Origin of the sequence: Devosia sp. (assembly GCF_035944845.1) — a bacterium.
GTDB lineage: Bacteria > Pseudomonadota > Alphaproteobacteria > Rhizobiales > Devosiaceae > Devosia_A.
The window spans coordinates 1-24,126 of sequence record NZ_DASZAW010000039.1; the positions used below are offsets into that span (position 1 = coordinate 1).

21 protein-coding genes are annotated in these 24,126 nt (G+C 64.1%); 18 read left to right on the forward strand and 3 right to left on the reverse strand.

Annotation, left to right across the window (positions count from 1 at the left end; genetic code table 11):
• The 12 genes from VGV07_RS06545 to VGV07_RS06600 form a co-directional block, all read left to right on the forward strand.
• Positions 1-219, forward strand: a 219-nt coding sequence (locus tag VGV07_RS06545) for an NADH-ubiquinone oxidoreductase-F iron-sulfur binding region domain-containing protein (protein ID WP_326867886.1), incomplete at its 5' end; no start/stop codon positions are given.
• A 5-nt stretch (positions 220-224) separates the two neighbouring features.
• Positions 225-2,336, forward strand: a complete 2,112-nt coding sequence (gene nuoG / locus VGV07_RS06550; RefSeq protein ID WP_326867887.1) for an NADH-quinone oxidoreductase subunit NuoG — start codon at positions 225-227, stop codon at positions 2,334-2,336.
• A 9-nt stretch (positions 2,337-2,345) separates the two neighbouring features.
• The gene (gene nuoH / locus VGV07_RS06555; RefSeq protein ID WP_326867888.1) at positions 2,346-3,443 is read left to right on the forward strand and encodes an NADH-quinone oxidoreductase subunit NuoH; all 1,098 of its coding nucleotides are present in this window, start codon (positions 2,346-2,348) and stop codon (positions 3,441-3,443) included.
• The gene (nuoI, locus tag VGV07_RS06560; protein WP_055881640.1) at positions 3,443-3,931 is read left to right on the forward strand and encodes an NADH-quinone oxidoreductase subunit NuoI; all 489 of its coding nucleotides are present in this window, start codon (positions 3,443-3,445) and stop codon (positions 3,929-3,931) included. The genes nuoH and nuoI overlap by 1 nt, the downstream gene beginning before the upstream one ends.
• 178 nt (positions 3,932-4,109) lie before the next feature.
• On the forward strand, positions 4,110-4,718 hold the full coding sequence (locus VGV07_RS06565) for an NADH-quinone oxidoreductase subunit J (protein ID WP_291308018.1): 609 nt from the start codon (positions 4,110-4,112) through the stop codon (positions 4,716-4,718).
• Positions 4,719-5,039 (forward strand): NADH-quinone oxidoreductase subunit NuoK, encoded by a 321-nt coding sequence (nuoK, locus tag VGV07_RS06570; protein WP_326867889.1) that lies wholly within the window; start codon positions 4,719-4,721, stop codon positions 5,037-5,039.
• Positions 5,040-5,046: 7 nt separating this feature from the next.
• On the forward strand, positions 5,047-7,089 hold the full coding sequence (nuoL, locus tag VGV07_RS06575) for an NADH-quinone oxidoreductase subunit L (RefSeq protein WP_326867890.1): 2,043 nt from the start codon (positions 5,047-5,049) through the stop codon (positions 7,087-7,089).
• A complete protein-coding gene (locus VGV07_RS06580; RefSeq protein ID WP_326867891.1) occupies positions 7,086-8,603 on the forward strand; it encodes an NADH-quinone oxidoreductase subunit M in 1,518 nt (505 codons plus the stop codon). Before nuoL ends, VGV07_RS06580 begins: the two co-directional genes overlap by 4 nt.
• Positions 8,604-8,674: 71 nt before the next feature.
• Positions 8,675-10,120: an NADH-quinone oxidoreductase subunit NuoN gene (gene nuoN / locus VGV07_RS06585; protein ID WP_326867892.1), complete on the forward strand. Its 1,446-nt coding sequence runs from the start codon at positions 8,675-8,677 to the stop codon at positions 10,118-10,120.
• Positions 10,120-10,944, forward strand: a complete 825-nt coding sequence (locus tag VGV07_RS06590; RefSeq protein ID WP_326867893.1) for a biotin--[acetyl-CoA-carboxylase] ligase — start codon at positions 10,120-10,122, stop codon at positions 10,942-10,944. The genes nuoN and VGV07_RS06590 overlap by 1 nt, the downstream gene beginning before the upstream one ends.
• A 2-nt stretch (positions 10,945-10,946) precedes the next feature.
• The gene (locus VGV07_RS06595; RefSeq protein ID WP_326867894.1) at positions 10,947-12,626 is read left to right on the forward strand and encodes a ribonuclease J; all 1,680 of its coding nucleotides are present in this window, start codon (positions 10,947-10,949) and stop codon (positions 12,624-12,626) included.
• Positions 12,627-12,634: 8 nt separating this feature from the next.
• Positions 12,635-12,883, forward strand: coding sequence for a DUF1467 family protein (locus tag VGV07_RS06600; RefSeq protein WP_326867895.1), 249 nt, complete (start codon positions 12,635-12,637; stop codon positions 12,881-12,883).
• A 159-nt stretch (positions 12,884-13,042) separates the two neighbouring features.
• Here VGV07_RS06600 and VGV07_RS06605 read toward each other — a convergent pair whose 3' ends face one another.
• Complete coding sequence (locus VGV07_RS06605) at positions 13,043-13,366, reverse strand: MmcQ/YjbR family DNA-binding protein (RefSeq protein WP_326867896.1); 324 nt, start codon at positions 13,364-13,366, stop codon at positions 13,043-13,045.
• 385 nt (positions 13,367-13,751) lie between these two features.
• On the opposite strand from VGV07_RS06605, the gene proS reads away from it, so the two are divergent.
• The 4 genes from proS to VGV07_RS06625 are packed head-to-tail and all read left to right on the forward strand — an operon-like array spanning position 13,752 to position 18,496.
• Positions 13,752-15,101, forward strand: a complete 1,350-nt coding sequence (proS, locus tag VGV07_RS06610; protein WP_326867897.1) for a proline--tRNA ligase — start codon at positions 13,752-13,754, stop codon at positions 15,099-15,101.
• Positions 15,098-16,459: an ABC transporter permease gene (locus VGV07_RS06615; protein ID WP_326867898.1), complete on the forward strand. Its 1,362-nt coding sequence runs from the start codon at positions 15,098-15,100 to the stop codon at positions 16,457-16,459. Before proS ends, VGV07_RS06615 begins: the two co-directional genes overlap by 4 nt.
• Positions 16,456-17,817, forward strand: coding sequence for an ABC transporter permease (locus tag VGV07_RS06620; RefSeq protein WP_326867899.1), 1,362 nt, complete (start codon positions 16,456-16,458; stop codon positions 17,815-17,817). Before VGV07_RS06615 ends, VGV07_RS06620 begins: the two co-directional genes overlap by 4 nt.
• Complete coding sequence (locus VGV07_RS06625) at positions 17,810-18,496, forward strand: ABC transporter ATP-binding protein (protein ID WP_326867900.1); 687 nt, start codon at positions 17,810-17,812, stop codon at positions 18,494-18,496. The genes VGV07_RS06620 and VGV07_RS06625 overlap by 8 nt, the downstream gene beginning before the upstream one ends.
• A 93-nt stretch (positions 18,497-18,589) precedes the next feature.
• On the opposite strand, the gene VGV07_RS06630 is transcribed toward VGV07_RS06625, so the two are convergent.
• Both VGV07_RS06630 and VGV07_RS06635 read right to left on the reverse strand, forming a co-directional pair.
• Positions 18,590-18,949: a hypothetical protein gene (locus tag VGV07_RS06630; protein ID WP_326867901.1), complete on the reverse strand. Its 360-nt coding sequence runs from the start codon at positions 18,947-18,949 to the stop codon at positions 18,590-18,592.
• A gap of 41 nt (positions 18,950-18,990) precedes the next feature.
• Positions 18,991-19,818 (reverse strand): isocitrate lyase/PEP mutase family protein, encoded by an 828-nt coding sequence (locus VGV07_RS06635; RefSeq protein ID WP_414649917.1) that lies wholly within the window; start codon positions 19,816-19,818, stop codon positions 18,991-18,993.
• A gap of 292 nt (positions 19,819-20,110) precedes the next feature.
• Between VGV07_RS06635 and dnaE the strand changes: the two genes are divergently transcribed.
• Both dnaE and VGV07_RS06645 read left to right on the forward strand, forming a co-directional pair.
• Positions 20,111-23,584 (forward strand): DNA polymerase III subunit alpha, encoded by a 3,474-nt coding sequence (gene dnaE, locus VGV07_RS06640; protein WP_326867903.1) that lies wholly within the window; start codon positions 20,111-20,113, stop codon positions 23,582-23,584.
• Between the two features lie 444 nt (positions 23,585-24,028).
• On the forward strand, positions 24,029-24,126 hold a 98-nt coding region (locus VGV07_RS06645), incomplete at its 3' end, for a 30S ribosomal protein S2 (protein WP_326867904.1).

Sequence of the window (24,126 nt, forward strand, 5' to 3'; positions counted from 1 at the left end):
CGCATGGTCGAAGGCCGCGCCCAGAAGCGCGAGATCGACATGCTGTTCGACGTGACCAAGCAGATCGAAGGGCACACCATCTGTGCGCTCGGCGATGCGGCGGCCTGGCCGGTGCAGGGCCTGATCCGCAACTTCCGCGACGTCATCGAGGCGCGGATCGACCAATACACCTGGTCCTCGACCAGCGAGGGCGCCGTGCCCTCGATCGCGGCGGAGTAAGGCCAATGGCCAGCATCAAAGTCGACGGTACGCTCGTCGAGGTCCCCGATTACTACACCCTGATGCAAGCCGCGGAAGCAGCCGGCGCGGAGATCCCGCGCTTCTGCTACCACGAGCGCCTGTCGGTCGCCGGCAACTGCCGCATGTGCCTCGTCGAAGTGAAGGGCGGCCCGCCCAAGCCGCAGGCGAGCTGCGCCATGTCGGTCAAGGACCTGCGTCCCGGCCCGAACGGCGAGCCGCCTGAGATGTTCACCAACACCCCGATGGTCAAGAAGGCCCGCGAAGGGGTGATGGAGTTCCTGCTCATCAACCACCCGCTGGATTGCCCGATCTGCGACCAGGGTGGCGAGTGCGACCTGCAGGACCAGGCCATGGCCTACGGCGTCGACAAGAACCGCTTCGCCGAGAACAAGCGCGCCGTCGAGGACAAGTATCTCGGGCCACTGGTGAAGACCGAGATGAACCGCTGCATTCACTGCACGCGCTGTGTCCGGTTCACCACCGAGGTTGCCGGCATCACCGAGATGGGCCTGCTCGGCCGCGGAGAAGACGCCGAGATCACCTCGTATCTCGAGCAGGCGCTCACCAGCGAGTTGCAGGGCAACGTCATCGACCTCTGCCCGGTCGGCGCGCTGACCAGTAAGCCCTATGCCTTCCATGCCCGTCCGTGGGAACTGGTGAAGACCGAGACCATCGACGTGATGGACGCGGTCGGCTCCAACATCCGCGTCGACAGCCGTGGCCGCGAAGTGATGCGCATCCTGCCGCGCGTCAACGAGGCGATCAACGAAGAGTGGATCTCGGACAAGACCCGCTTCATCTGGGATGGGCTGAAGAGCCAGCGTCTCGACCGGCCGTATGTCCGCCAGAACGGCAAGCTGAAGCCGGCGTCGTGGGACGAGGCGTTCGCCGCCATCGCCAAGGCGATCAAGGCCTCGGGCGGCGGCAACAAGGTCGGCGCCATTGCCGGTGACCTGGCGGCCGTCGAGGACATGTATGCGCTCAAGGCGTTGATGACCTCGCTCGGCTCGGGCATGACCGACTGCCGTCCGGCAATGTCGGGGATCGACCCGTCGATGCCGCGCTCGGCCTACATCTTCAACCCGACCATTGCGGGCATCGAAGACGCCGACGCGATCCTGATCATCGGCTCGAACCCGCGCAAGGAAGCAGCGCTGGTCAACGCGCGCATCCGCAAGGCCTGGCGCGCCAAGAATACCCCGATCGCGCTGATCGGCGACAATGCCGACCTCACCTACAAGTACGAGTACCTCGGCAACGGGTTGTCGGCGCTTGCCGACCTCGTGGCGCGCAAGGGCAGCTTCGGCGAGATTCTGTCGAAGGCCGTCCGTCCGCTGATCATCGTGGGCGAGGGCGCCGTGTCGCATGGCGCGGCGCATTCCAAGCAAATCGGCCGTGACGTCCTCGCCATGGCCGCCAAGCTCGCCACCGGTTCGGGCGCCGCCGAGGACTGGAACGGCCTCGCGCTGCTGCACAATGCCGCCGGTCGCGTCGGCGGTCTCGACATCGGCTTCGTGCCGCATGACGGCGGCGTCTGCTCGGCCGACCAGATCGGTCTGGCCGGCAAGGGCGAGCTCGACGTGCTGTTCCTGCTCGGCGCCGACGAGTACGACACCGCGGCGATGGGCAAGGCGTTCGTGGTCTATGTCGGCACGCACGGCGATGCCGGTGCGCACCGCGCCGACGTGATCCTGCCCTCGGCTGCCTATACCGAGAAGTCGGGCACCTACGTCAATACCGAGGGTCGCGTGCAGCTCGCCGAGCGCGCCGTGTTCCCGCCGGGCGAAGCGAAGGAAGACTGGGCGATTTTCCGGGCGCTCAGTGCCGTGCTCGGGCAGCCGTTGCCGTTCAACTCGCTCAGCCAGTTGCGCGCCGCGATCTACGCCGAGTTCCCGCATTTGGCGCGGCTCGACCAGATCGCCCAGGGTTCGCTGGCCGATGTGAAGAAGCTCGCCGGCGCTGCGATCAAGACCAAGTCCGCAACCTTCACTTCGCCGGTTGCCGATTTCTACCTCACCAACCCGATCGCGCGGGCGTCCGCGACGATGGGCGAATGCGCCGCGCTGCAGGCCGGTTTCCGGCAGGCAGCAGAGTAAGGGGCCCAGATGGATTTCGTTGTTTCAGCGCTGGACTACCTGCTCGGTATCCCGATCTTCGGGTGGGGTACGCAGGTCGGCTTCATCTACAAGGGGCTGCTGCTGCTCGTCGCGCTGCTGTTGTTCACGGCGTATATCCTGCTCGCCGACCGCAAGATCTGGGCGGCGGTGCAGCAGCGTCGCGGCCCCAACGTCGTCGGCCCGCTCGGGCTGTTGCAGAGCTTCGCGGACTTGTTGAAGTTCGTCCTCAAAGAGCCTGTAATCCCGGCAAGCTCGGACAAGGTGCTGTTCATCCTGGCGCCGCTGGTGACCTCGATCCTGGCGCTCTCGGCCTATGCCGTGATCCCGTTCGACAACGGCTGGGCGCTGGCGGACATCAATATCGGCATCCTCTACATCTTCGCCATCTCGTCGCTGGGCGTTTACGGCATCATCATGGGCGGCTGGGCTTCGAACTCGAAGTACGCCTTCCTCGGTGCGCTCCGTTCGGCGGCGCAGATGGTGTCGTACGAAGTCTCGATCGGCCTCGTGATCATCACGGTGCTGCTCGTCGTCGGCTCGCTGAATCTCACCGATATCGTGGTGGCGCAGCAGTCTGGCGGTATCGCGCACATGCTCGGCGTACCGTGGCTCAGCGTCCTCAACTGGTACTGGCTGCCGCTGTTCCCGATGTTCGTGATCTTCTACGTCTCGGCGCTGGCGGAAACCAACCGCCCCCCGTTCGACCTGCCGGAAGGTGAATCGGAACTCGTGGCCGGCTACATGGTCGAGTATTCCTCGACCCCGTACCTGCTGTTCATGCTCGGCGAATACATCGCCATCATCCTGATGTGCTCGATGACGACGATCCTGTTCCTCGGGGGCTGGGCGGCGCCGATCGACCTGCCGCCGTTCACCTGGATCCCCGGCGTCGTCTGGTTCGTCCTCAAGCTTTGCCTGGTGTTTTTCATGTTCGCGATGGCCAAGGCGATCGTGCCGCGCTACCGCTATGACCAGTTGATGCGCATCGGCTGGAAGGTCTTCCTGCCGATCTCGCTGCTCATGGTGGTCGTCGTCGCCGCGGTTCTGCAGCTCACCGGCTGGGGCTGGCACGGAGGGTCCGTCTGATGCGTTTCGCCCAGTTCCTCAACGGCCTGCTGCTCCGCGAGTTCGTCGGCGCCTTCTTCCTCGCGATGAAGTACTTCTTTGCGCCCAAGAAGACCGTGAACTACCCGTTCGAGAAGATCCCCTATTCGCCACGCTTCCGCGGTGAGCATGCGCTGCGCCGCTACCCCAACGGCGAAGAGCGCTGCATTGCCTGCAAGCTCTGCGAAGCGATCTGCCCGGCCCAGGCCATCACCATCGAAGCCGGCCCGCGCCAGAACGACGGCACTCGCCGGACGGTGCGCTACGACATCGACATGGTGAAATGCATCTATTGCGGTTTCTGCCAGGAGGCTTGCCCGGTCGACGCCATCGTCGAGGGGCCGAACTTCGAGTTCGCGACTGAAACGCGCGAGGAGCTGTATTTCTCGAAAGAAAAGCTCCTCGCCAATGGCGATCGTTGGGAGCGCGAGATCGCGGCCAACCTCGCCGCCGACGCGCCGTACCGGTGATCAAGATGGTGATGTCGTTCAACAGCGGTGCCACAGCGACACCTCTCCCTTGGGAGAGAGGTCGGCGCGTAGCGCCGGGTGAGGGGGCCTTGCCTCAGTCACCGAGTTTGGGGCAAGGCCCCCTCACCCCAGCCCTCTCCCCCAAAGGGAGAGGGGGCGCGAGTTCCGAGGCCTTCGCATGACGCTGCCGCTGTTCTTCTTCTATGTGTTCTCGGTCATCACCGTCGCTTCGGCGCTGATGGTGATCGCGGCGCGCAATCCCGTCCACTCGGTGCTGTTCCTGATCCTGGCGTTCGTGAATTCGGCCGGCCTGTTCATGCTGGCCGGCGCCGAGTTCCTGGCGCTGATCCTGATCGTCGTCTATGTCGGTGCCGTCGCGGTGCTGTTCCTGTTCGTCACCATGATGCTCGACGTCGACTTCGCGTCGCTGCGCCAGGGCATGCTGCAATATGCGCCGGTCGGTGTGGTGGTCGGCGTGATCCTGTTGCTCGAGTTGCTGCTGGTGGCGGGGAGCTTCGTGCTGCCGGTCGATTCTGGCGCCGCGGCTGCGGTGCCGATGGATGCGGCGATCGACAATACCCGCGCCATCGGGCAGTTGCTCTACACGCGCTACGTGTTCCTGTTCCAGGGCGCCGCCGGCGTGCTGCTGGTCGCCATGATCGGCGCCATCGTCCTGACCCTTCGGCACAAGTCGAACGTCAAGCGGCAGGATGTGTTCCGCCAGACCGGGCGCAAGCGCTCGGAAGGCACGGAACTGGTCAAGGTCAAATCGGGGCAGGGGCTCTAAATGCTGGCAGCAACAGGCATCGGGCTCGGGCACTACCTGACCGTCGGGGCGATCCTCTTCACCCTCGGCGTGTTCGGGATTTTTCTCAACCGCAAGAACATCATCATCATCCTGATGTCGGTGGAACTGATCCTCCTGGCGGTGAACATCAACTTCGTGGCGTTCTCGTCGCAACTGGGCGATCTCGCCGGGCAGGTGTTCGCGCTGTTGATCCTCACGGTGGCCGCTGCGGAAGCGGCAATCGGTCTCGCCATCCTCGTCATCTTCTATCGCAACCGCGGCTCGATCGCCGTGGAAGACGTCAACTCGCTGAAGGGCTGACCGCAAAGTGATCCAGGCCATCGTATTCTTCCCGCTCGTCGGGGCCCTGATCGCAGGTTTGCTGGGCCGCATCATCGGTCACCGCACCAGCGAGTACATCACCACCGGCCTGCTGATCGCGGCGGCGGTGCTGAGCTGGATCGTCTTCGCCGGCTACTGGTTCGCGCCGGCCGCGGTTGAGGGCGCGCACGGCGCAGAGCACGCGGCGACCAAGGTCGAGGTGATGCGCTGGATCGTCTCCGGTGCACTCGACCTGCGCTGGGTGCTGCGCGTCGATACGCTCACCGCGGTGATGCTGGTGGTGGTGACTACCGTCTCCAGCCTCGTCCACCTCTATTCGATCGGCTACATGGCCGACGATCCGCACCGTTCGCGGTTCTTCGCCTACCTGTCGCTCTTCACCTTCGCCATGCTGATGCTGGTGACCGCGGACAACTTCCTGCAGATGTTCTTCGGCTGGGAAGGCGTGGGCCTCGCCTCATACCTGCTGATCGGCTTCTGGTACACGCGCCCCTCGGCCAATGCGGCCGCCATGAAGGCATTCGTGGTCAACCGCGTCGGCGATTTCGGCTTCGCGCTCGGCATCTTCGCGGCCTTCGTGGTGCTCGGTCACCTCGATTTCGACGGCGCGTTCCATGCCGTCGAGGCCAACAAGGACCTGACCTTCCGCTTCCTCAGTTGGGACGTCCACGCCATGACCGTGGTGTGCCTGCTGCTGTTCATGGGCGCCATGGGCAAGTCGGCACAGTTCCTGCTCCACACCTGGCTGCCGGACGCGATGGAAGGCCCGACCCCGGTGTCGGCGCTGATCCATGCCGCGACCATGGTGACGGCTGGCGTGTTCATGGTTGCCCGCTTCTCGCCGCTGTTCGAGGCGTCGGAGCTCGCTATGACCGTGGTGATGCTCGTTGGCGCGCTGACAGCGTTCTTTGCGGCGACCGTTGGCCTCGTCCAGAACGACATCAAGCGCGTCATCGCCTATTCGACCTGCTCGCAGCTCGGCTACATGTTCGTGGCGCTGGGGGCAGGGGTGTACTCGGTGGGGATCTTCCACCTGTTCACCCACGCCTTCTTCAAGGCCCTGCTGTTCCTCGGAGCCGGCTCGGTGATCCATGCGATGCACCATGAGCAGGACATGCGGAACATGGGCGGGCTCAGGAAGAAGATCCCGATCACCTACTGGATGATGATCATCGGTACCCTGGCGCTCACCGGCGTCGGTATCCCGGGCACGCCGCTCGGCTTCGCCGGGTTCTTCTCGAAGGACGGGATCATCGAAGTCGCTTACGCAGCGGGTGGCTCGACCGGCTACATCGCCTTCTGGGCCCTGGTGATCGCGGCCATGTTCACGAGCTTCTATTCGTGGCGCCTGATCCACCTGACCTTCCATGGCGAGCCGCGGGGCCAGCATCATGGTCACGATGCGCATGCCGACCATGCCCATGACGATCACGGACATCATGGCAGCGCCTACGACAACGCGCATGAGAGCCCCAACGTCATGCTGGTGCCGCTCTATGTGCTGGCTGCCGGCGCCGTGCTGGCGGGTTTGGTGTTCAACGACCTGTTCTTCGGCCATGCAGAGCATATCGAGCACTTCTTCCAGGGCTCGCTCGTCGTCTCCGAGGCCCTGCTCGATGAAGCCCACCATGTCCCGCTATGGGTGAAGTGGTCGGCGACCATTGCCATGCTGCTCGGCTTCGCCGCGGCGTACCAGATGTACATCCGCGATCCGGCAGCGCCGAAGCGGATGGCTCACGCCAACCCGGGGCTCTACCTGTTCCTGCTCAACAAGTGGTATTTCGACGAGCTCTACGACCGCATCTTCGTCAGGCCGGCGCTTTGGCTGGGCAATGCCCTGTGGAAGGGCTTTGACGACATGCTGATCGACAAGACGATCACCGAGGGCCTTGGCAACCGCGTCAAGGACATCACCGGCAAGGTGGTGAAGCTGCAGTCGGGCTACCTCTATCACTACGCTTTCGCCATGCTTATCGGTATCGCGGCGCTGCTCACCTGGGCCATCGCCGCCGGGGGACTCCTGGGATGATCTTCAGTGACCACCTTCTGACGGTCATCACCTTCCTGCCGACGCTGGGCGCGCTGCTGCTGCTCTTCGTCGGTGGGCGCGACGAGGCGGCCAACAGGCTGGCGCGCTATATCGCGCTCGGCGTGACGGTGGTGACGGCCGCGCTCAGCCTATGGCTCTGGTACAAGTTCGACCCGACCAATACCGGCTTCCAGTTCGTCGAGAACTATGGCTGGAGCGACTCGATCGGCTACCGCATGGGCGTCGACGGCATCTCGGTGCTGTTCATTCCGCTGACCGCTGTGTTGATGCCGGCGGTGATCCTCTCCAGCTTCGGCTCGATCACCAAGCGGGTGAAAGAATACCTGATCGTCTTCCTGATCCTCGAGACGTTCATGATCGGCGCCTTCGCGACGCTCGATCTGGCGATGTTCTACGTGTTCTTTGAAGGCACGCTGATTCCGATGTTCCTGATCATCGGCATCTGGGGCGGGGCGCGGCGCATCCAGGCGACCTACAAGTTCTTCTTCTACAGCTTCACCGGCACGGTGCTGATGCTCATCGCCATCATGGCGATGTTCTGGCAGGCCGACACGCTCGATATCCAGAAGCTCCTGGCCTTCAAGTTCCCACCGGAGCTGCAGACCTGGCTGTGGATCGGGTTCTTCGCCTCGTTCGCGGTGAAGATGCCGATGTGGCCATTCCACCGCTGGCTGCCCGAAGCGCACGTCGAGGCGCCGACCGGCGGCTCGGTGATCCTGGCGGCGATCCTCTTGAAGCTTGGCGGCTACGGTTTCATCCGCTTCTCGATCTCGATGTTCCCCGATGCCTCGCACCAGTTCGCGAACTTCGTGTTCGTCCTGTCGATCGCGGCGATCATCATCACCTCGCTCGTCGCGCTGGTGCAGACCGATATCAAGAAGCTGATCGCCTACTCGTCGGTCGCCCATATGGGCTTCGTGACCATGGGGATCTTCACCGGCAACATCTACGGCATCCACGGCGCGATCTTCCAGATGATCTCGCACGGCATCGTTTCGGCGGCGCTGTTCTTCTGCGTCGGCGTGGTCTACGACCGGATGCACACCCGTGAGATCGATGCCTATGGTGGCCTTGTCTCGCCGATGCCGCGCTATGCCGTGGTGTTCATGGTGTTCACCATGGCCAATGTCGGTCTGCCGGGAACCTCGGGGTTCGTCGGTGAGTTCCTCACCATGCTGGCGGCGTTCCAGGCCAATACCTGGGTGGCGTTCTTTGCGGCATTCGGCGTGATCCTGTCGGCGGCCTATGCGCTCTGGCTCTATCGCCGGGTGATCTTCGGCGCCTTCACCAAGGAATCGCTGAAGGGCATTCTCGATCTCGACCGGCGCGAAGCCATCGTCCTGGTGCCGCTGGTGCTTCTCACCATCCTCTTCGGCTTCTATCCGGCACCGATCCTCGATGCGACCGCCGCCTCGGTGAACCTTGTCGCGGAAAACTTTGCCAACGCCATTGGTGCCGCGCCGCAAGCGGTCGCCGCGGCGACCGGCCACTGATGTTTGATTTTGTCGCGCTTTCGAACGGGAAGAGTCTGCAACTTTTCCTGAAAGCACTCTAGGAGACGGGCATGCTGTCCGACGTCACGAGCTTCGCTTCGCTCGCCCCCGCCTACCCGGAACTGCTGCTGGCCGTCGGTGCCATCGTGGTGCTGCTGGTTTCGCTGTTCTGGAAGGGCATCAGTTCGACGGCGGTGTCGATCGTCGCGATCGTGCTGCTCCTCGTGGTGCTGGCGATGCTGCTGCTGCAGCCGGCCACCGGCGTGCTGTTCAACGGCGTATTCATCGTCGACGGATTTGCCCGTTACATGAAGGCGCTGGTGCTGGGCGGCGCGGCGGCAACGCTGCTGATCTCGCTTTCGAGCGCTAAAGAGCACGGCATCGACAAGTTCGAGTATGCGGTTCTGGTGCTGCTGGCGACGCTGGGCATGATGATCATGGTTTCGGCCAATGATCTGATGACCCTCTATATCGGCCTCGAACTGCAGAGCCTGGCGCTTTACGTGGTCGCCGCCATGAAGCGCGAGGACAAGAAGGCCACCGAAGCCGGCATCAAGTACTTCGTGCTCGGCGCGTTGTCGTCAGGCATGCTGCTCTACGGTGCCTCGCTGGTCTACGGCTTCACCGGCACCACTCAGATCGACCAGATCGTTACGGCGATCACCCTCGACAGCCGCTCGATCGGGCTGATCTTCGGCATGGTGTTCCTGCTCGCCGGTATCGCCTTCAAGATCTCGGCCGTGCCGTTCCACATGTGGACGCCAGACGTCTATGAGGGCGCGCCGACGCCGGTGACCGCGTTCTTTGCGGCAGCACCGAAGGTTGCGGCTATGGCGCTGTTCATCCGCGTCTCCACGGTCAGCTTTGCGCCGATCACGCATGACTGGCAGCAGATCGTCATCTTCCTGTCGATCGCTTCGATGGTGCTCGCTGCGTTCGCCGCGATCGGGCAGAACAACCTCAAGCGCCTGCTCGCCTACTCGTCGATCGGCCATGTCGGCTTTGCGCTGGTCGGCTTGTCGGCCGGCACGCAAGTGGGGGTTGAGGGCGTTGCCGTCTACATGGCGATCTACATCGCCATGACTGTCGGCATCTTCGCCTGCGTGCTGGCGCTGCGCACCGAGAATGGTCCGGTGGAAACGATCACGGAACTCGCCGGTCTCGCGCAGAAGCGGCCGTTCGTCGCGGCCGTCATCGCCATCCTGATGTTCTCGCTGATCGGCCTGCCGCCGCTGGCAGGGTTCTTTGCCAAGTGGCAGGTGTTCCTCGCCGCGGTCGAGCAGAACCTCTTCCTGCTTGCGGTGATCGGCGTCCTCGCCTCGGCGGTGAGCGCGTTCTACTACCTGCGCATCGTCAAGGTGATGTATTTCGACGAGCCGGTCGCCGAGTTCGCCGCAGTGCCGGGCGAGCTCAACGTGGTCATGGCCGGTATCGGATTCCTGATCGTCGCCTATTTCGTCACGGTGGGTTCGCCGCTGACCGCGGCCGCCCAGCTCGCGGCCGGAAGCCTGTTCTAGTGGCAGGCTTCTGGCTTGGTTCCCGGGCAAGCTCCCGCGGTTACAGGCTGAACGGCTTCGACAGCGTCGGTTCGACCTCCACCGAGGCCGCGAAAGCTGCCCAGACGGGGGACATCGGCGATGTCTGGTTCTGCGCGTTGCAACAGACTGCCGGCCGGGGGCGTCGCGGGCGACCGTGGCAATCGCCGCACGGTAACCTTGCTGCCAGCCTGCTCGTGGTTCCGGATGTCGACCCGGCCGCCGCGGCGACGCTCGGTTTCGTCGCCGGGGTGTCGCTGAACCAGGCGCTGGCCAACATCGTTCCCGCGGCGAGGCTGAAGACCGGTATCGATGGCGCCGACACGTCGAATGGGCGTATTGCGCTCAAGTGGCCCAATGACGTGCTGGCCGACGGCGCCAAGTTGGCCGGCATCCTGCTCGAGGCGCACAAGCGGCCGGATGGCGCCTTGGCGATCGTGGTCGGGATCGGCGTCAATGTCGTCGAAGCGCCGGAGGGGCTGCCTTATCCGGCGACGTCGCTGCGTGCACTCGGGCTCGACACGTCGGCCGAAACGGTGTTCGGGGCGCTCTCGGATGCCTGGGTCGATGCGGTGGAACTGTGGGACCGGGGCAGGGGTGTTACCCAGGTGCTGGAGCTGTGGCGCCGCTCGGCTGCCGGCATCGGCGCCGAGGTGGCGGTGAACCGCGACGGCGACGTCGTCCGCGGCATCTTTGAAACGATCGACGAGGGCGGACGATTGATCGTCCGCGCCAATGACAACAGCCGGATCGCCATCACCGCGGGTGATGTGCATTTCGGCACGACCGCAAGCGTTAGGAACTGAGAATGGCAAAGCCGAGAGCAGATGAACTCGTCTTCGTGCCGCTGGGCGGCGTCGGCGAGATCGGCATGAACATGGGCGCCTACGGCTTCGGGCCGGAGCGCAACCGCAAGTGGATCGTGGTCGATTGCGGGGTAACCTTTGCCGGCCCACAGGAGCCGGGAGTGGAACTGATCCTGCCCGATCCGGCCTTCCTCGAGGAGAATGCCGACGACATCCTGGCGCTGATCCTCACCCACAGCCACGAAGACCATTACGGTGCGGTGCTCGACCTGTGGCCGGCGTTCGATCGGCCGGTCTATGCCACCGCCTTCACGGCGGCGATGCTGAGCGCCAAGAAGGAATCCGAAGGCATCGTCGAGGATGTCGAGGTGAGGCCGATGCGGGTAGGAAAACCCTTCAGTGTCGGCCCCTTCACCATCGAAGCGATCAACGTCGCGCACTCGATCCCCGAGAGCTGCGCACTGTTGATTACCACGCCGATCGGCCGGGTGATCCATACCGGCGACTGGAAACTCGATCCGCACCCGGTAGGTGCGCCGCCGACCGATGTCGGCCGCTTCGCCCAGATCGGCGAGGATCGCTCGACGCCGATCGCGCTGATCTGTGATTCCACCAACGCGATGAAGGACGGCACCAGCCCGTCCGAGGACGAGGTCGCGTCGACGCTCGAGGCGCTGATAGCGTCGTCGACGCACCGCGTCGCCGTCACTACCTTCGCCTCAAATGTGGGCCGAGTGATCTCGGTGGCGCGCGCGGCGCAGAAGGCCGGTCGCAAGGTGGTGATGTCGGGCAGGGCGCTGCATCGCATCAGCGGCATCGCGCGCGAGCTCGGCATGCTGGAGGGGATCGATCCGTTCCTTGATCAGAACGAGTACAAGGCACTGCCACGCGCCAAGGTGGTGCTGCTGTGCACCGGCAGCCAGGGCGAGGCCCGCGCGGCCATTGCGCGGATCGCGCGCGAGGAGCATCCCGAAATCTCGCTCAATGCCGGTGACCGGGTGATCTTCTCGTCCTGGGCCATCCCGGGCAACGAGCGTGAAGTCATCGACATCCAGAACATGCTGATCGACCGCGGCATCGACGTGATCACCCAGACGCACGGGCTTGTTCACACCACCGGCCACCCGCGGCGCGAGGAACTGAAGCGGCTTTACGACCTGATCAAGCCGGACGTGCTGGTGCCGGTGCACGGCGAGGCGGCGCATCTCGAGGCGCATGCGCTGCTCGGTCGCCAGCACGGTATCGAAACCGTGGTGCACGCCCGCAACGGCGACATGGTGCGCCTGTTCCCGGAAACCACGCAGTTCCCGGGCGAAGTTCGCGTCGGACAGCTCTATCTTGACGGCAACGTGCTCTGCACCCCTGAGGAGAGCGGCGTGAAGGGGCGCCGGCGGCTCAGCTTCGGCGGACACATCGTGGTAAGCCTGTGTGTCAACTCGTCGGGCCAGGTGCTGGCCGGACCGGAAACGGTGATCGAAGGCCTGCCCGACGTCGAGGATGACGATGAGTCGCTGCCCGAAATCGTTCGGCGTGCGGTAACAGGTACACTCAAGTCGATTCCGCCCAAGCGCCGCAACGACCCTGAGCTGGTCAATACGGCGCTGCAGCGGGCGGTCCGCAGCGAGGTTTCGTCCTACTGGGGCCGCAAACCCAATGTAACGGTGTTCGTCCACCGAGTCTGAGGCTCGCCATGCAAGTCGGAACCTTTCTCGCCATCTTCTTCGTCACTTGGTGGATTTGCCTGTTCCTGGTGCTGCCGTTCAAAGTGCGCAACCAGGTGGATGCGGGCGAGTGGGTACAGGGCACCGAGCGGGGGGCGCCGGCGGGGATTCTTCGGCTGTGGCCGAAACTGCTGATCACAACGGCGCTGGCGGCTGTGGTCACCGGGTTGCTTCTGTGGGGGCTGACGACGCCGTGGCTGCAGGAATACTGGCGGTAGGGCGTCAGGTCTGAACTGCCCCTCACCCGGCGCTGCGCGCCACCCTCTCCCTCAAGGGGAGAGGGGAGATAAACGCACGATCGAGCCACATCGTCCCTCTCCCCTTGAGGGAGAGGGTGCCCGAAGGGCGGGTGAGGGGAAGGATGCTCCCTTAGATTGCTAGCGCTTCTTCACCTTGGGCAGCGCATGGGCATAGGCCATCTTCAGCGCCGCCTTCAACTCCTCCACCGACAGCTTAGCCAGCACCGCCGTGGTCCAGCCCTGGCGGCCCCAGGCATTGTCGATCGGCATGAACGCCTCGGGCGCCAGCATCATCTTGAACTCCTGCTCGTCGGGGGTGAGCTTGAGGTTGGCCGTGAGCCCGTCGGCAGCGAGCGTGGCGTAGATGCGCGCGACCTTGAAGGCCCGTCGATCGAAGTGCGGCGCTTCCGTTGTACCGTCGAGCGCCAATGCAATTGCCGTGAACTCAGAAGAAGTTGTCATCGGTTCTTCATCCGCAATGAAAAAAGCAGGGCCGAAGCCCTGCTTTGAAAGTTTCTCGACAATACGCTGGTCTTAGGCACACGGTTAGGTGGCTGCCAACGCTCCTCCCTTGACGTTGTCGACGTCCGGCAACTTGCGGTTGCCTGTGTTCTTATGGCGACGGACCCTAACAACTGAATCTAGGGCTGCCAAGCGGATTCTGCATGGCAGCCATCGCATTTTTACATAGTATTCAAGCCATCATTTGGTAGGCGGCTCAGACTGCGCAAAAGCGCCGCAGAGGCAAGCGTTTGCCTAAGTTTCGCGCGCTTTTGCGGGCTCCACTTTGCCCCGCTTTGCGCTATAGGGATCGCAACTCCGAATCCGGCGCCATCGAGGACCGTACATGCGTTTGAGCCGTTACTTCCTGCCCCTCCTGAAGGAGACGCCGAAAGAGGCCGAGATCGTCTCGCACCAGCTGATGCTTCGTGCCGGCATGATCAAGCAGCAGGCCGCAGGGAGCTATTCCTGGCTGCCGCTCGGCTTCAAGGTGCTGAACAAGATCGTTCGCATCATCGAAGAAGAGCAGAACCGCTCCGGCGCCATTCAACTTCTGATGCCGACCATCCAGTCAGCGGACCTGTGGAAGGAATCGGGCCGATACGACGACTACGGCAAGGAGATGCTGCGCCTCGAGGACCGGCACGAACGCGACATGCTGTTCGGGCCGACCAACGAGGAGATGATCACCGACATCTTCCGCACCTATGTGAAGTCCTACAAGGATCTGCCGCTGAACCTCTACCACATCCAGTGGAAGTTCCGCGACGAGGTGCGGCCGCGCTTCGGTACCATGCGCTCGCGCGAGTTCCTGATGAAGGACGCCTACTCGTTCGACCTCGACGAGGCTGGCGCAACGCAGGCCTTCTACCGGATGTTCGTGGCGTACCTGCGCACCTTCCATCGCATGGGCCTGGTCGGTGTGCCGATGCGCGCCGATACAGGTCCGATCGGTGGCGACCTGAGCTACGAGTTCCATGTCCTCGCCGAGACCGGCGAGAGTGCGGTGTTCCTCGACAAACGCCTGGTGGATAAGCCGATTCCGCCGATCGACACCGACTATCGCAGCGACCTGACGCCGATCTTCAAAGACTGGACGTCGCTGTTCGCCGCGACTGACGAGATGACTGACGAAGCCGGCTTCAAGGCGGCCGTCGATCCCGAGCACCAACTCGCCGCTCGCGGCATCGAGGTCGGCCACATCTTCAATTTCGGTACCAAGTATTCCAAGCCGATGCGAGCGACCGTCACCGGCCCCGACGGTAAGGAAGTCGAGGTGCAGGGGGGCAGCTACGGCATCGGCCCGACCCGCCTCGTACCAGCCATCATCGAAGCTTCGCATGACGATGCCGGCATCATCTGGCCGGTCAGCGTCGCGCCGTTCGAGGCCGTGGTGATCAACCTCAAGGTCGGCGACGCGGAGAGCGACCGGGCGTCCGAGCGGCTCTACGACGATCTCACCCGCGAGGGCATCGATGTGCTGCTCGACGATCGCGACCAGGGCGCCGGCGGCAAGTTTGCCGCGGCCGATCTGATCGGCATCCCGTACCAGTTGATCGTCGGGCCACGCGGCCTCAAGGATGGAGTGGTCGAGATCAAGCATCGCAAGTCGGGCGAGCGCGAAACGCTGTCGATCGAGGAAGCCGTGGGCCGGCTCAAGGCGCTGATCGTGCCGCAGCGGCGGGACAGCGTTTGAGCGATTCCCCGCCCATCGTGGCGAAGGGGCCCGGGCCGTTTTCGGGTTTCGAGTTCCTGGTGGCGGGCCGCTACCTGCGGGCCCGCCGCAAGGAGAAGTTTGCCTCGGTCATTACCATCCTCACCATGGTGGGGGTGGTGCTGGGCGTTGCGACGCTGATCGTCGTGATGTCGGTGATGAATGGGTTTCGCACCGAGCTGCTAGGCAAGATCCTTGGCCTCAACGGTCATTTCGTCGTGCAGACCACGACTGAAGGCTTCGTCGGCTACGACGATGTCGTGACCCGCCTCGAAGGGGTCGAGGGCGTGCGCTACGCCATCCCCTATGTCGAGGGCCAGGCGCTGGCCGCCGGCAATTCGAGCGCCACCGGCGTGGTGGTGCGCGGCATCAGCGAAGCCTCGCTGGCCAAGCTCGAACTGTTGCGCGACGGCGCGACGCTGGGCGGCTGGGACCAATGGGATGGCAGCCAGGGAGTCGCCATCGGCCAACGCCTCTCGGAGCGGCTCGGGGTATCGCTGGGCGACCGGATCACCATCATCAATCCCAACGGAACTCCGACGCCGTTCGGCACGACCCCTGCCGAGCTGACGCTGCCGGTGAACGTCATCTTCAATATCGGCATGCCCGAGTATGACGGGTTCTACATTTACCTGCCGATGCAGGAAGCGCAGGTGTATTTTCGGCTGTTCGAAGACAGTCTGAAGCCGGGCGTGCAGATGCCCGGCGTGATGGCGACCGACGAAGAGATCGATGCCGCCTACGAGCGCGCCTACAAGGTGAGTGGCGTCGAGGTGTTCGTCGCCGACCCCGACAAGATCGCCGGCATGCGCGACAAGCTTGCGGCCGCGCTCGATGGCACGTTCACCATCACGGACTGGCAGCAGCGCAATGCGACGTTCTTTTCCGCACTACAGGTGGAGCGGGTGGTGATGTTCGTCATCCTGTCGCTGATCATCCTCGTTGCCGCTTTCAACATCATCGCCAGCCTCGTGATGCTGGTGAAGGACAAGGGGCCGGATATTGCCGTGCTCCGCACCATGGGCGCGACGCGCGGCGCGATCCTCCGCATCTTCTCGATGACCGGCTTCGCCATTGGGCTTTCCGGAACTTTTCTCGGGCTGATCCTCGGGCTGGTGTTCGCCATCAATGTCGAGGCGATCCGCTCAACCGTTTCGAGCCTCCTCAACATCTCGATCTTCCCGCCGGAGCTGTTCCTGATGGCGAGCCTGCCGTCACGGGTGGATCCGCTTGAGGTTACCCTGGTGGTGCTGCTGTCGCTGGGGCTGACGTTCCTTGCAACGCTCTATCCGGCATGGCGCGCCGCACGTCTCGACCCGATCGAGGGGTTGAACCAATGACCGAACGCGCCCCGTCGCCCGATCCCGGCCCGTTCTCGCGCTTCGAGTTCCTCGTTGCCGGTCGCTACCTGCGAGCCCGTCGGCGCGATCGTTTCGTGTCGGTGATCGCCGGGCTGACGCTCACGGGTATTGCGCTGGGCGTGGCGGCACTGATCGTCGTCACCTCGGTGATGAACGGCTTCAATGCCGAGATCATTTCGAAGCTCCTGGGCCTTAATGGCCACTTCTCCGCTTATCCGATCGAGGCGCGTTTCACCGACTACGAAAAGTCGGCGTTCGAGATTCAGAGCGTCGATGGCGTGGTGGCTGCGATCCCGTTCGTCGAAGGGCAGGCGCTCGCATCCGGCGCCAAGGCCGATGCGACCGGAGCGATCGTCCGCGGCGTGTCGCTGGGCTCGATCGAGAAGCTTAGGCTGCTGCACGACGGAGCGATCCTCGGCCATTGGGACGGCTGGGACGAGGGGAACGGCATCGCCATAGGCCGACGACTGGCTGAGAAGCTGAAGGTGAATATCGGCGATCCGGTAACGCTGCTGGCCCCGGACGCTTCGGGGCTGCAAAGCGGTGCGGCGCCCCGCACGCGCTCGTTTCCGGTCAAGGTGATCTTCGACCTCGGGATGACCGAGTTCGACAGCTTCTATCTCTACATGCCGTTGCAGCCGGCACAGGACTATCTCGAGATGTTCGATCGGGTGCTGAAGCCCGGTGCGAGCGTGCCGCCGCTCGACGCCGAGCCGGCCGACCGCGAAGCGGCCTATGACCGGATCTATCGGGCGACAGCGATCGAGGTGTTCATCGACGACCCCAATGCGCTCGACGCGATGCGGCTCAAGATCGGGCAGCAGATCGAACGGCCGCTGATCCTTTCGGACTGGCGGCAGCAGCATCAGAATTTCTTCGACGCGCTGCAGACGCAGGGCAGCGTGATGTTCGTGATCCTGTCGATGATTGTGGTGGTGGCCGCCTTCAACATCATCTCCAGCCTCATCATGCTGGTAAAGGACAAGGGCACCGATATCGCGGTGCTGCGCACCATGGGCGCTACGCGTGGCTCGATCATGCGGATCTTCGGCATAGCGGGCGTCGCGATCGGCGTCGGTGGCACGCTGCTCGGCCTGGCGCTCGGGCTGGTGATTGCCGCCAATGCCGAGGCGATCCGGGCGTTCCTGTCGAGCGTGCTGGGCTTCACCATCTTCCCGCCCGAGGTGTTTTTCCTCTCCTCGCTGCCCAGCCGCACCAACCCATCCGAAGTGATTGCCATCGTCGCCGTGGCGATGGGGCTCAGCTTCCTTGCGACGCTCTATCCTGCCTGGCGCGCCGCCCAATACGATCCTGTCGAGGCCCTCCGCTATGAGTGACGTCCACCTGAAGCTCGCCAAGGTGCATCGCCACTATGGCGAGGGTGACACATTGGTGCGTGTGCTCGAGGCGGCCGATCTCCAGGTCAGTGGCGGCGAACTCGTCGCCATTGTCGCGCCGTCCGGTGCCGGCAAGTCGACCCTGCTGCACATTTCGGGGCTGCTGGAGCGGCCGCAAGGCGGCGAGGTCGAGATCACCGGGGTGCCGACCAGCAAGCTCAACGAGCGTGGCCGGACGCTGCTGCGGCGCGACACTATCGGCTACGTCTACCAGTTCCATCACCTCTTGCCGGAATTCTCGGCGCTCGAGAACGTCACCATGCCGCAGCTGATCGCCGGGCGCGACCGCGCCGCGGCCGAGAAGCGGGGCATGGAGCTGCTCGATATTCTCGGTATCGCGCCGCGGGCCCAGCATCGGCCAGCCGAACTCTCCGGTGGCGAGCAGCAGCGCGTCGCCATCGCCCGGGCGGCAGCCAACCACCCGCGGATCATCCTCGCGGACGAACCCACCGGTAATCTCGATCCCGATACCAGCGACGTGGTGTTCGACGCGCTCGCGTCACTGATCCGGGAAGAGGGCGCCGCCGCCCTGATCGCCACGCACAACCACGACCTGGCCCGGCGGGCGAACCGCATCGTGACTCTGCGCGGCGGGTTGATCGAGCAGACGACGCTTTAGGGCTACGGTCCGATAAGCAAGCTGGCCCCCGACTTGCCTCCCACCGCTGGGATGACACCGAGTTGGTGGATGAGGCCGAGCGATCCAAACGCTTCAAGCGTCGGGCAAAACCTCGTCATCCTCATTGGCCCGCCGCAGCCGCTCCCGATCGAGCAGGCTGTTGACGCGCGTCCGCAGCCCGCGGATCTGCCGGGCCTGCCGCTCATTGGTGTCCCTGAGCTGGCGGATACGGGTCTCGGCGGCCTCCTGGTGATTGATGTCCCACTCGCGCACCCGCCGCACCACCACCTTGGTTTCGGGCGGCGGCTCGAGCAGGGTGTCCCAATCGGTATCCAGCGACGCAACCAGCCGATGTGCAGCGAGCGCGGCGGAGTCGCGTTCGCCGGGATTGTCCGAGCCCAGCAGTTTCAGGACGCGGATGAGCTTTTTGCGGGTGCGGGCATCGATCGGCATGACCGAAGGGGTAACCGCAACGCTACGCGAAATCCAGCCGCCTAGCGTTTCTCCGCCATCAGCGAAGTGACTTCGGCGAAACTGATGGCATCGTCGAGATAGGTCGCAGTGCCGGGACCGAGCAGTTCCAGTGAGGCGTCCCGCAATCCGGTCAGCGCTGCACGAGCGAACGAGCTGCCGGTGCTGACGCGGCGTACGCCGGCCGCTGCGAGGTCGGCGAGGGAGTAGGGGGTGTTCTTCGCTCCAAGCACGACATTTACCGGCTTTGCCACGGATGCGCAGACCGTGCGGATAGCCTCGAGGTTCGGCAACCCCGGCGCGAACAGCACGTCGGCGCCGGCTTTCTCATAGGCCTGCAAGCGCCGGATGGTGTCGTCGAGATCGTTGCGGCCGTGCAGGAAGTTCTCGGCGCGGGCAGTGAAGGTGTACGGGAATGACTGGGCGTGGGCAGCTTCGGCCGCCGCGGCCACCCGCTCGACCGACAGGTTGAAATCGTAGATCGGGTCGGCTGCGTCGCCGGTCGCGTCCTCGATGGAACTGCCAACGAGCCCCACCTCTGCGGCCAGCCGCGTGGTTTCGGCGGCCTGCTCAGGGGTGTGGCCATAGCCGTTTTCGAGGTCCGCGCTGACCGGCAGGTCGACCGCGGCGATGATATCGGCGGCATTGCGCAGCGCCTCATCGCGGCTGACGCTGCCCTCGCCATCCCGGCGGCCGAGGGCAAAGGCGAGCCCGGCGCTGGTGGTGGCCAGGGCCTTGAACCCGAACCCGGCGAGCAGGCGGGCGCTGCCGGCGTCCCATGGGTTGGGAATGACGAACAGCGGACCCAGGTGAAGTGCCTGGAAGCGCTCGGCTTTCTGCTGCTGGTTCAACACTCGTTCTCCTGAGGGTAGTGGTGATGCCCGACTCGCACGTTAACCATGGATTCATGGCTAAGCGGTCGTCACTGGACAAGAACAAATTGAGAACATATAAGAACGGAACAGAAACTTTGGAGGTTCCGATGCTCTCTTTCGTCAAGGATCTGCTGGCTTTCGTCACCATCTGCGGCTTCTCGGTCGCCTCGCTCACCTGGATGGATATCGCTGCCCGACTCGTGTGACGAGTTGTGGATTGACGTCCTCGTGTGTGGCCGTGGTGCCGCCACGGGGTTAGGAACGACGAATGGCTGGCCCCGGCTTCATTCACCTGCATGTACATTCGGCTTACTCGCTCCTCGAGGGGGCGCTGCCGCTCGGCAAGTTGCTCGATCTCGCCAAGGCGGACAAGCAGCCGGCCCTCGGCATCGCCGACACCAACAACCTGTTCGGCGCGCTCGAATTCTCCGAGAAAGCGGCCGGCAAAGGGATACAGCCGCTGATCGGCGTGGAACTGGATGTCGATTTCTCCGTCATGGAGGACAACCAGGACCGCATGCAGGAGCGTGGCCATGATCGCGGCCGCTTCGGCAAGGGCGGACTGGTGCTGCTGGCGGCATCGGAAACCGGCTTCGCCAACCTCTCGACCCTGGTAAGCCGTGCCCACCTTGAAGGTGAGAACGGACGCGCCGCCGCCAAGCTCGACTGGATGCAGCGCGAGGCGCTCGAGGGCATCATCTGCCTCAGCGGCGGCCCCGAAGGCGCCATCGACCCCTGGTTCACCAACAATGCGGACGCCATCGCGCAGGCGCGGCTCGACCGGTTGCGCGAGATGTTCGGCGATCGGCTGTACATCGAACTGCAACGCCATGGCCGGCCGCAGGAAACGCTGAACGAAGCCAAGCTCATCGACTACGCCTATGCCCGCGGCGTGCCGCTGGTCGCGACGAACGAGCCATTCTATCCGGCTCCCTCCGACCACGAGGCACATGACGCCCTGCTGGCCATTGCCGGCGGCACGGTGGTGGCTCAGACCGAGCGCCGCAAGTTGACCGACCAGCACTATTTCAAGACGCGCGAGGAGATGCAGACGCTCTTCGCCGACCTGCCTGAAGCGCTCGACAATACCGTCGAAATTGCGCAACGCATCGGTTACCGGCCGAAGAAGCGCAACCCGGTGCTGCCGACGTTTGCGGCGTCTCCTGGACAATCGGCCGAGGAAGCAGTGGCCGCCGAGGCGCAGGCGCTGGCCCACATGGCGCGGACCGGCCTCGAGGAGCGCTTCCGCGTCGTCGGCGTGGCGCCGGGCAAGACCGAAGAAATCTACCGCGAGCGGTTGGAATACGAGCTCGGCATCATCGAGCGCATGAAGTATCCGGGCTACTTCCTGATCGTGGCCGACTTCATCCAGTGGGCCAAGGCGCACGATATCCCGGTAGGACCGGGGCGCGGTTCGGGCGCCGGCTCGCTGGTGGCCTACGCCACCACCATTACCGACCTCGATCCGCTCGCTTACAACCTGCTGTTCGAGCGCTTCCTCAACCCCGAACGCGTGTCGATGCCGGACTTCGACATCGACTTCTGCCAGGACCGCCGCGAAGAGGTGATCCGCTACGTGCAGCAGAAGTACGGCGAGGCGCAGGTCGCGCAGATCATCACCTTTGGAACGCTCCAGGCCCGCGCCGTGCTGCGCGACGTCGGTCGCGTGCTGCAGATGCCGTATGGGCAGGTCGATCGGATCGCCAAACTTGTGCCGGCCAACCCGGCGGACCCGTGGACCCTCGAGCGCTCGCTGAAGGAAGTGCCGCAACTGCAGCAGCTGGCCGACGAGGACGAGCAGGTCCGCGATCTGCTTGCCATCGGGCAGAAGCTCGAGGGGCTTTACCGCCATGCCTCGACCCACGCCGCCGGCATCGTCATCGGCGACCGGCCGTTGCAGGAGCTGGCGCCGCTCTACCGCGATCCGCGCTCGGACATGCCGGTCAGCCAGTATAATATGAAGTGGTCGGAGACGGCCGGGCTGGTGAAGTTCGACTTCCTTGGCTTGAAGACGCTGACCACCATCAAGCGCGCGGTCGACATGATCAATCGCAGCGGCGACGGCAAGTTCCGCATCGAAGATATCCCGATCACCGACGAGAAGACCTACAAGCTCTATTCGATCGGCGACACCGCGGGCGTGTTCCAGGTGGAAGGCGCCGGCATGCGCCGGGCGCTGGTCGACATGAAGCCCGACCGCTTCGAGGATATCATCGCGCTGGTGGCGCTCTATCGACCCGGTCCGATGGAGAACATTCCGCTGTTCAATGCCCGCAAGCGCGGTGACGAGGATATCGAGTATCCGCATGAGGCGCTGAGCGAGGTGCTCGACGAGACCTACGGCATCATCGTCTACCAGGAACAGGTGATGCAGATCGCGCAGATCCTTTCCGGCTATTCGCTCGGCGAAGCCGACATGCTGCGCCGCGCCATGGGTAAGAAGATCAAGGCCGAAATGGACGCGCAGCGGGCGCGCTTCCAGGAAGGCGCGATCAAATACGGCCTGAAGAAGGGCCTTGCCGACACCATCTTCGATCTGCTCGCCAAGTTCGCCAACTACGGCTTCAACAAGTCGCATGCCGCGACCTATGCGCTGGTCAGCTACCAGACGGCGTACCTGAAGGCGCATTACCCGCATGAGTTCTTTGCGGCGACGATGACGCTCGACATGGGCAACACCGACAAGCTCAACGAATTCCGCCAGGACGCCAAGAAGCACGGCATCGAGATCGTGCCGCCTTGCGTCAACCGCTCCGACGCCGTGTTCAATACCCACGATGGCAAAGTGTTCTACGCCATCGGCGCGGTAAAAGGTGTGGGGCAGGCGGTGGCCGAGCACATCATGGAAGCGCGTGGCGACAAGCCATTCGCCGATCTCGGCGACTTCGCCGCCCGGGTCGATGCGCGGATCATCAACCGCCGGACGCTAGAAGCGTTGATCAATGCCGGCGCGTTCGACCAGCTGGTGCCGCGACGCGAGCAGGCCTTTGCCGCCATCGACGCCATCGTCGCCACGGCGCAGCGGACCAACGCCAACGCTGCCGACGGTATCATGGATATGTTTGCGGCCGACCGGCCGGAGCCGATCCTGCTCAACCAAGCCGTAACCAACTGGTCACCGGCCGAGCGGCTGGCGCGCGAGCACAGCGCCATCGGCTTCCACCTCTCTGGTCACCCGCTCGACCAGTATGCTGAACTGTTCGACCGGCTGCGCGTGACGCCATACGGCGATTTCGAGCGGGCAGTGAAGGAAGCCGATGCGCGGGCAGGGCGTCTGGCCGGCACCATAGCGACCCGTAACGACCGGCGTACCAAAAAAGGCACGCCGATGGCGATCATCAGCCTGTCCGACGCCAGCGGCGGCTATGAGGTAATCGCCTTCTCCGAGCAGATCAGCCTGTTCACCAATGTGCTGCAGCCCGGCAAATCCGTGGTCTTGACGGTCGAAGCCGATGAACGGCCCGACGGCATCAGCCTCCGCCTGATCAATGCCGAGCCGATCGACGGCCTCGCCGAAAAGATCGGCCGCCGTCTCACCGTGTTCGCCGGCTCGGACAAGTGCCTCGCCCCGATCGCGTCGCAACTGAAGCCGGGCGGCGAGGGGCAGGTCAGCTTCATCGTCATCCGCGACGCCGGGGCCAAGGAGTACGAGATCGAGCTCAAGGGCGGCTACCGCCTCAGCGCCGAAATCGCCGGCAGCATCAAGGCGATGGAAGGCGTGGTGGACGTCAGGCTGAACTAGGAAGAAACGCGGACGGCGGAGCCCCGGTCATCGGCCTGGTTGTTTGCTCGATCGGTCCAACCCACCGGTTGTCATCCCTGCGAAAGCAGGGACCCAGCTATCGGCTGGCGCTAGCGGTGAGTTGGGTCCCTGCTTTCGCAGGGATGACACCGAGTTTGTCGCAAGATCAGTGGGTTATCGGCCTGTTGAACGGACGAAGCTGGCCGGCTCGGGAGGACGCAGCTCGCCCAAGGCGCGTGGCTGGCGACGCCACCGGGCGTCAGCCGCCCAGCCACCCTTGCCTATGACAGCAAAAACCCCTATATGCGCGGCGCGTTCGGATATCCGGGCGTAATTCACACGCGAAGCGCGGCGCCGTGGCACTTAGGCCGATGGCTCCAACCGGTGGCGGGACATCCCGTCGCAAACGCTCGCGGAGGCAATAACCGGTAAAGGAAGCCTTCCATGGCATTGCCCGATTTTTCCATGCGTCAGCTGCTCGAAGCAGGTGTTCACTTCGGCCACCAGAAGCACCGCTGGAACCCCAAGATGGAACGCCACAT